The following is a 3,356-nucleotide window of genomic DNA, read 5'->3' on the forward strand; positions in this document are numbered from 1 at the left end:
CCGCCACCATCCCCGTTCCCGCCACCATCCGCGTTCCCGTTGATTGGTTCCGCCCATGTGCCGTGCTCGTCAAGTCGTTCCGGACCCGACTCGTCCGCACCGATTCGTTCCACATCCATGCTCTCCACACCCCTCTCGCCCGCGCCGGTTGCCCCCGTGCCCGCCGCACCGTCGCCGGACTCCGCCGGCGGAAGGGCGCCGCGCTCGTCGGTCTCGCCGTGCTCTCCTTGGCCGTGCGCCGCCGGATCGTGCTCGCCGGGGTTGTGCTGGCCGTCGACGCGTACCTCGCCGAGGGGTCCGGACACCGTGCGTCACCTCTCCTTGTGCAGTACGGACAGGGCGGCGATCAGTTCGGCCTGCTGCTCGGGGCCGGCGTCGAGTTCCTCCAGCGGGGCGAGCCTCCGGTCGCGCTCCCCCGACAGCGCGCGGTCGACGCACTCGTCCAGCGCGACGAGCGCGCGCCGGACCAGTTCCTCGGCGGCCGGGGCGGTCAGTGCCGTGGCCAACCCCTCGGACGCCGCCCGCCCCTGGTGTTGGCCGCCGAGCAGCGCGGCGGCCAACAGCGCGGTCACCTCCTCGGCGGTCGCCGGCGGCCGGCCGTGCGCGCTGAACGCCTCGTCGGCCAGTTCCTCCAGGCACCGCTGCCAGTGCCGGACGACCAGGCCCATGCGTTCGACGGTCGCCGCCGCGCCGACGCAGGGGTCCTCCGGCACGCCGGCCGCGCCGGGTTCCTCCCGCCAGGCTCGGGCGACGTGTTCCTCGGCGGCGCCCACCGCGGCCGCGAGCAGGTCCGTCATCCCTTCCACACACGCCGCCACCAGTTCCTCGCCGGCGCTGTCCGCCGGGAACCGCCGCCAGTGGGCCCACGCCTCACCGGTGAGCAACTGGCCGGAGTCCAGGCGCCTGCGGACCTTGCGGCCCGCTTCGGCGTACGCCTCCTCGACGTGCTGGGTGAGGCGGACGGCCGCCGAGTGCTGAGCGGCGGCGCAGGAGGCGAGTTCGGGCACCCGCCGGCGCAGCGAGGCCAGGGCGCCGTTCGCGGTGCGGCCCACCGCCCGGGTCCGGGCGAGGGGGTCGCCCACCTGGTGCGTGAGCCACGCGCGAAGCCGTTCGACGGCGGTCGCGGGCAGCAGCCCCCGGCTGCCGCCCGCCGACTCGGGCAGCTCGGGCACGGTGAAGCGCGGGACGTGGCCGAGCCCGGCGCGCTCGAGCAGCGACGCGTACTGGCGGGAGACCTCCTCCACCAGCCGGTGCGGCACCCTGTCGAGCACGGTGGCCAGGGTGACGTCGTACTCCTTGGCGGTGCGCAGCAGGTGCCAGGGCACGGCGTCGGCGTAGCGTGCGGCGGTGGTGACGAGCACCCAGATGTCGGCGGCGCAGATCAGCTCGGCGGCGAGTTCCCGGTTGGCGGCGACCAGCGAGTCGATGTCCGGCGCGTCCAGCAGACCCAGCCCCTTGGGCACGCCCTCGTCGATCTCGACGCGTAGGGCCTGACGGACCGCCGCCTCGGCGTCGGGCCGGTCCACGCCGTCGTCGCTCTCGTGCTCGGTCGCCGCCGCGTCCTCCTGCCGGGGCACCCGCACCCGCCCGAGGCGGGGCAGTACCCGTCTGCCGGTGAACCAGCGCAGATCGTCCGGGTGGCAGACGAGCACCGGGGTGCGGGTGGTCGGCCGCAGCACCCCCGCCTCGCTGATGCGCCGCCCGACCAGCGAGTTCACCAGTGTCGACTTGCCGGAGCCGGTGGAGCCGCCGATCACGGCGAGCAGCGGCGCCTCCGGTTCCCGCAGTCTCGGCACCAGGTAGTCGTCCAGTTGGGCCAGCAGTTCGGCCTGCGACTGACGTGCGCGCTCCACTCCGGCCAGCGGCAGAGGAAAGCGGGCAGCAGCGACGCTGTCACGCAGGGTGACCAGCGCGTCGAGCAGTTCGGTCCGTGCCTCCATGATCGCCACAGAGGGAAGAATGCCCAAGATTGCAGCGTTTTTGAAGCTTATTCGTCCGGGAACAACCCGTTTTGCCCCGCACTACGGGTCACCAGACCCGGTCGCCAGGCATAACGACTGCACAACACCCGCCGCCCGCCGGGCGCAAATCGCTGCACAACAGACGATCGCCTGCGATTATCGGAGCGCTTCACCGAACCTCCACAGCGCTGGCGGCGGTGTGAGGCGACCAGGGATGACGGACGGGGCCCCTATCCTTGCCTCCCGGCGAGGACGTTCCAGGCGCCGCCGTCACCGGGCGGTCCGGCCCCCGTAGCTCAGCGGATAGAGCAGGTGCCTTCTAAGCACTTGGCCGCAGGTTCGAGTCCTGCCGGGGGCGCACACATCGTTCGACCAGCGTGTTCTTGTCCGGGCGGGAGAGGGACCGCGTGGGTGGCGGGGTTTGGGCCAGGTGCCTCAGGGGTTCATCGCTGTCCAGGTGTCGTGGACCGTTGTGGTGATCGGGCGGCAGGTCAGGCCGGTGGCCAGGGCGCGGGTGACGTCGGCGCCGTGCAGGGCGGCGTGGAGTTCCCCGCCGGGCGGGCACCAGATGGGCAGGTCGGTCCACGGTTGGACGCCGGCGGCCTCGAGCGCGGCGGGGGCCGTCCACACGAGTGTGGTGCGGGCGCCGGTTGCGGTGACGCAGGCGTCGAGGAGTTGGCCCGTCGTGGTGTGTCCGGGCGGGCTGACCAGGTTGTAGGGGCCGTGTCGTGCGGCCTTCAGGGCGTCCAGCAGCCAGTTCGCGAGGTCGCGGGAGTCGATGTACTGCAGCGGGGTGTCGGGGCTGCCGGGCGCCAGCAGTGGGCCGCCCTGAGCGACGCGGCGCAGCCACCACGGCAGTCGGTCGCAGTTCTCTCGGGGGCCGAGGATCAGGCCGGGCCGGACGAGCAGTGTGCGGTCGGGCCCGAACTCACGGAGGGCGGCGAGTTCGCCGCCCCGCTTGTCGGCGGCGTAGTCCGTGGCGTCGGCGTCCGGAGAGGCTTCCACGAGCGGGCCGTCCTCGTCGAGGCCGGCGGGAATCGGCCAGGTGTGGACGGAGCGGCTGGAGACGTAGGCGTACCGGTCCACCCGGTCGGCGAGCAACCGCGCCGCGTCGCGGACGACGCGCGGCGCGGCGGTCCAGGTGTCGACGACCGCGTCCCACTCGCCGGCGGCCAATGCGGACAGGCCGTCGGGCGCGGTGCGGTCTCCGGTGCGGACGGCGACGCCGGGCGGTGCCGGGTGTTCACCGCGGTGGAAGACCGTGACCTCCCAACCGCGGTCCCGGGCGGCCTCGGCGACCGCGCGGCCCGCGAAGTCGGTGCCGCCGAGCAGGAGCAGCCTCACAGTGGTTCCGCCTCTCGTGGTGGTTCGGGGGTTCGGCCCTCGGGGTTCGGG

General features: G+C 73.6%; 3 protein-coding genes and 1 tRNA gene. 1 reads left to right on the forward strand and 3 read right to left on the reverse strand.

The genetic code is table 11. The annotated features are described in order from the left end of the window. Both FNX44_RS29250 and FNX44_RS25240 read right to left on the reverse strand, forming a co-directional pair. The coding region (locus FNX44_RS29250; RefSeq protein ID WP_438948042.1) for a hypothetical protein at nucleotides 1–305 on the reverse strand (305 nt) is incomplete at its 3' end. Between the two features lie 6 nt (nucleotides 306–311). Then, entirely contained in the window at nucleotides 312–1,940 is a 1,629-nt protein-coding gene (locus FNX44_RS25240; RefSeq protein WP_153507725.1) for a dynamin family protein, read from the reverse strand. Between the two features lie 306 nt (nucleotides 1,941–2,246). Between FNX44_RS25240 and FNX44_RS25245 the strand changes: the two genes are divergently transcribed. Next, a tRNA-Arg gene (locus FNX44_RS25245) sits at nucleotides 2,247–2,319 on the forward strand. A 77-nt stretch (nucleotides 2,320–2,396) separates the two neighbouring features. Here FNX44_RS25245 and FNX44_RS25250 read toward each other — a convergent pair. After that, complete coding sequence (locus FNX44_RS25250) at nucleotides 2,397–3,305, reverse strand: NAD-dependent epimerase/dehydratase family protein (protein ID WP_143651306.1); 909 nt, start codon at nucleotides 3,303–3,305, stop codon at nucleotides 2,397–2,399. Nucleotides 3,306–3,356: the final 51 nt, after the last annotated feature.

The sequence above is a fragment of the Streptomyces alkaliterrae genome (assembly GCF_007097205.2).
Classification (GTDB): domain Bacteria; phylum Actinomycetota; class Actinomycetes; order Streptomycetales; family Streptomycetaceae; genus Streptomyces; species Streptomyces alkaliterrae.

Excerpts from the sequence above, each read along its gene's own strand:
- FNX44_RS25240 (WP_153507725.1), bottom strand. The coding sequence starts at position 1,940 with ATGGAGGCACGGACCGAACTGCTCGACGCGCTGGTCACCCTGCGTGAC.